The 4255-nt window shown below is 43.9% G+C and carries 7 protein-coding genes; 3 read left to right on the top strand and 4 right to left on the bottom strand.

What is annotated here, in order from left to right; all coding sequences use genetic code 11:
* The 3 genes from R1Y93_RS03720 to R1Y93_RS03710 form a co-directional block, all read left to right on the top strand.
* Positions 1–430, top strand: a 430-nt coding sequence (locus tag R1Y93_RS03720) for a DnaD domain-containing protein (protein WP_500821673.1), incomplete at its 5' end; no start/stop codon positions are given.
* 19 nt (positions 431–449) lie between these two features.
* Positions 450–1433, top strand: coding sequence for an ATP-binding protein (locus R1Y93_RS03715; RefSeq protein WP_500821672.1), 984 nt, complete (start codon positions 450–452; stop codon positions 1431–1433).
* A gap of 3 nt (positions 1434–1436) precedes the next feature.
* Positions 1437–2618 carry a ribose-phosphate pyrophosphokinase gene (locus R1Y93_RS03710; RefSeq protein ID WP_500821671.1) on the top strand — a complete coding sequence of 394 codons (1182 nt, stop codon included), beginning with the start codon at positions 1437–1439 and terminating at the stop codon, positions 2616–2618.
* A gap of 132 nt (positions 2619–2750) precedes the next feature.
* On the opposite strand, the gene R1Y93_RS03705 is transcribed toward R1Y93_RS03710, so the two are convergent.
* From R1Y93_RS03705 to R1Y93_RS03690, 4 genes are all read right to left on the bottom strand, one after another.
* A complete protein-coding gene (locus tag R1Y93_RS03705) occupies positions 2751–3458 on the bottom strand; it encodes an aminopeptidase (RefSeq protein ID WP_500821670.1) in 708 nt (235 codons plus the stop codon).
* Positions 3459–3475: 17 nt separating this feature from the next.
* Complete coding sequence (locus R1Y93_RS03700) at positions 3476–3736, bottom strand: hypothetical protein (protein ID WP_500821669.1); 261 nt, start codon at positions 3734–3736, stop codon at positions 3476–3478.
* A 112-nt stretch (positions 3737–3848) separates the two neighbouring features.
* Entirely contained in the window at positions 3849–3971 is a 123-nt protein-coding gene (locus R1Y93_RS03695; protein WP_500821674.1) for a hypothetical protein, read from the bottom strand.
* The coding region (locus tag R1Y93_RS03690; RefSeq protein ID WP_500821668.1) for a BtpA/SgcQ family protein at positions 3941–4255 on the bottom strand (315 nt) is incomplete at its 5' end. The genes R1Y93_RS03690 and R1Y93_RS03695, both read right to left, overlap by 31 nt.

The raw sequence follows: 4255 nt of genomic DNA, 5'->3' as shown, positions 1-4255 counted from the left end.
GGCCAAGGATTCCACCTCCCGCTATGGCAGAGATTATTTCACCATTCTGAAGGCTATGGGGATCTCCAATCGTAACCCTGTGGATTCAGAGATCGTTATGATGGATACATGGCTGAAGGATTACGGATTTTCCATGGACATGATCCAGGAAGCCTGCAGCCGTACCATTATGCAGACCGGACAGCCCAGCTTCCAGTACGCGCACAAGATCCTTACCGGATGGTTCAAAAAGGGTGCCCTTACCCCAGAAGCAGTACAGGCCCTGGATGTCCAGCACCAGAAGCGCAGCCAGGACAGCAGCCGGAGTCGTACCCAGGCACCTAAGTCCCCGAATCGCTTCAATAATTTCCAACAACGGAATTATGATTTCAAAGAACTTGAGAAGCAGCTTCTGGAGCGCCAGAATCCCTACTTCCAACAGCCTCACTAACAGAGGAGATTGATCGTTTATGCCTTTACAGAATTTTCAATATGATACCATTATGAGAGAATACAGCCGCAAGCAGGCTGAGAACCGCCGTCTGCTAGAGAAGCACAGGCAGGAAGCTTATGACCGGATCCCCAGGCTTCGTGAGATCGACAGCGAAGTAGCTTCCTTAAGTGCAGCCAAAGCCCGCTCCATGATCAGCGGTCTGGATCGCAGCCTGGAGGATCTGAAGGCTGCCATATCCCTGCTTGCCCAGGAGCGTGAAGCTTTGCTTGCCCTGAATGGCTATCCCTCCGACTATCTTGAGATGCATTACACCTGTCCTCATTGTCAGGATACCGGTTATATCGGCAGCAAGAAATGCTCCTGCTTCCACAGGGCGGAGATACAACTTTTGTATACTCAGTCCAATTTAAATGAAATTCTCAAAAAAGAAAACTTTGACCACTTTTCTTTTGACTATTATTCTGCTACAATAGATGCGTCCACCGGATTGTCCGCACTGGAAGCTGCACAGCGTGCATACCAGACTGCCAGGGATTTCGTTTCATCCTTTGACCAGGATCCCCGCAGCCTGCTGATCTATGGCAACACAGGCGTTGGGAAGACTTTTCTTTCCCACTGTATCGCCCATGATCTTCTTGAAAGCTCCCACAGTGTGTTATATTTTTCTGCATTTGACCTGTTTGATATGCTGGCACGGAATACCTTTTCCGGCGACAGCACAGGCAAAGACAACGATCTGGTGTACGACTGCGATCTGCTGATCATTGATGACCTGGGAACAGAGCTTACCAACAGTTTTGTGTCTTCCCAGTTGTTTTTGTGCGTCAATGAGCGTATTATGAGACACAGATCCACCATCATCTCCACCAATCTGGAGTTGGGTGAAATACAGAATGTTTACTCTGAACGGACCTTTTCCCGTATCTGCAATAACTATATTATCCTGAAGCTTACAGGAGAAGACATCCGGATGAAGAAAAACTATTTAGGAGGAAATTAGAACATGGCACAAAGATCCACAAAGGAATTATCAACCGTTCCGGTTGGAAGGCTTGGACTGATCCCCACAGACAGCTGTCGCCCTTTAGGCGAGAAAGTAGACGAATGGCTTGTTAAGTGGCGTAATGAGCGTACACACCCGGAGATAGATTCATTTTCTTTTGAAGGATACCAGAGAGATTCCTATACGATCCAGGTACAGACACCCAGATTCGGTTCTGGTGAGGGCAAATGCGTGATCTCCGAATCTGTCCGTGGTGATGATGTTTATATTTTAGTAGATGTATGTAATTACAGCATGAGCTACCCTATCGGCAATTACACCAACCTGATGTCCCCGGACGATCATTTCCAGGATCTGAAGCGTGTGATCGGCGCCATCGGCGGCAAGGCACGAAGAGTGAATGTGATCATGCCTTATCTTTATGAAGGCCGTCAGAGCAAGCGTATAGGCAGAGAGTCCCTTGACTGTGCCAGCGCACTTCACGAGCTGATCAGCATGGGTGTAGAGAATATCATCACTTTTGATGCTCATGATGCACGTATCCAGAATGCCACACCGCTTCACGGCTTTGAGACAGTGCAGCCTTCTTATCAGTTCATTAAGGCTCTTCTTCACAACGAAGAGGGACTTCACCTTGATAATGATCACTTTGCCATTATCAGCCCTGACGAAGGCAGTATGAGCCGCGCCATTTACCTTGCCAATATCCTGGGTGTTGATATGGGTATGTACTACAAACGTCTGGATTATTCCAAATCTGTAGATGGACGTCATCCGGTAGCTGCTTATGAATTCCTTGGCCCTAAGCTGGAAGGCAAGGATATGATCCTGATCGATGATATGATCTCCTCAGGTGATACAGTGCTTAAGATTGCATCCCTCCTCAAAGAAAGAGGTGCAGGCAAGATCTACATCTGTTCTACCTTCGGATTATTTACAGATGGCCTTGACAAATTTGACGAAGCCCACCAGGCAGGTGTATTCGACAAGCTTCTTACTACAAACCTGGTATATCAGCCTGCAAAGCTTCTTGAGAAGCCATATTATATCACCTGTGACATGAGCAAATATATTGCATTAATCATTGATACACTGAACCATGATCTCTCTGTAAGCCACCTTCTGAATCCTGTAGACAGGATCAAACGCTGCGTGGACAACTACATGGCACAGTACAAATAATATGATAATTTAAGTATCAAAATACACAAACCATTATTAAAAATGATCTTAACCCCAAAAAAGATCTCCACAGCATCCTTCCTGGATGCGGGAGATCTTTTTTAATGATTATTTATTCCATCTCATTTTTTATCAGATCAGGAATTTTCCGTCTTTGTAGATTACTTTTCCATCTATTTCAACGGTTCCACCGTTTCTCATATCTTTTATGATATCCCAGTGTATAGAAGAATAATATGCATTGTCATAAGGTCTTCCAAGAGCCATATGTACAGTACCAAAGATTTTTTCATCAATCAGAATATCTGTGGCAGCAACATTCACGTATGGGTTTGTTCCAAACGCAAATTCTCCAATCCTGTTAGAACCTTCATCTGATGCAATAATACTCTTAACAAAATCTACATTATCATCTGCTTTTACATCTGATACAATCCCATTGTCAAACGTAAGTTCCAGATTATGGATTACTTTGCCTCCAATTGTTGCCTGGAAATCAAATAGAACCACACCATTCACCGTATCCCAAATTGGTGACACATTTATCTCTCCGTCTGGAATATTAGTCTTATTGTCTGATACGATCCATTTCTTTCCACCATAATCAAATGAAAAATCTGTTCCTTTTGATTTCAAGTGCAAATGATTCCCTTTATCCAGAATATCAGCAATTCTTTGCCACTGTGCAACATCGGCCGGCCAGTCTATAGAGCACGCATCAAAGAACATATCCATCATATACTCATAACTTACATTTGCCTGCTGGGCGAATCTCTCATTCGGAACACGTACCAAAGCCCACCTGGTTTCCTTCCATCTCAGACCCGAAATAATCCCCATCGCTTTCTGATATTTTGCTACTTTATCTGCTGGAATATCGAAGCACTCATTTGAGATAAAATGCACTCTCTCAAAGCAAGGTAACAATCTGCCCACTCCATGCCATATTTTTCAATTTCAGGTACCCATGAAATCTGATCCTCGTTTCCATATTTCAGTACTGCATGTTTCAAAGCTTCACTCATAAACTGGATCTGTGGATACCCTCCTGCCCTTATGCATGCTTCATATGCAGCCAGTGCCAACGGATAAGATTCTGTTTCATACATTGCAATCATCAGTTTCTCTCCGGGTTTGATTTCCCAGCGAATAATTAATCAGAGATTCTCCCAATGCTTTCCATCTTTTATCAGTATTCATTAATGTGCCCCCTTTAAGCAACTGGCTTACTTACGAAAATCTTTTACAATATCCATCGAATTCTTTTACACGGCTCTCATCTGTCAGGTTTTCAAATTTTCCATCAATTTTGAAAGTCGTTCCTACCACTGCTCCATCTGCAGTCTCAAGGATTTCCCTAATCGTATTGACACGACATCCGGTATTTGCAAAAAACAGGTGTCTCCGGAAACTGTAGCTTTTGCACGTTTCAGTATTTCCGGATCGGTTGCAGATCCAGCGGTAGCTCCTGATACACATAAGATATCTGGACGGCAGTTAAATACTGTTGTCTTTGCTATAGATTCAATACTTCTATCCGTAAGATATTTAGCAGCCTCCGGCACGATATTCAACATCAGCCGTACATTTTCAGCACCGATTTCTCTTTGATGACGCACTACTTCACCACAATTTGT

Source organism: Blautia sp. HA3515, from assembly GCF_059933065.1.
The sequence above is the reverse complement of the archived record's forward strand: the minus strand, read 5'-3'. Positions and strand labels throughout refer to the sequence as shown.

What these genes read in the sequence shown, in the direction of transcription:
- R1Y93_RS03715 (WP_500821672.1), top strand. Translation starts at nt 450, where the DNA reads ATGCCTTTACAGAATTTTCAATATGATACCATTATGAGAGAATACAGC.
- R1Y93_RS03710 (WP_500821671.1), top strand. Translation starts at nt 1,437, where the DNA reads ATGGCACAAAGATCCACAAAGGAATTATCAACCGTTCCGGTTGGAAGG.
- R1Y93_RS03705 (WP_500821670.1), bottom strand. Translation starts at nt 3,458, where the DNA reads ATGGGGATTATTTCGGGTCTGAGATGGAAGGAAACCAGGTGGGCTTTG.
- R1Y93_RS03700 (WP_500821669.1), bottom strand. Translation starts at nt 3,736, where the DNA reads ATGATTGCAATGTATGAAACAGAATCTTATCCGTTGGCACTGGCTGCA.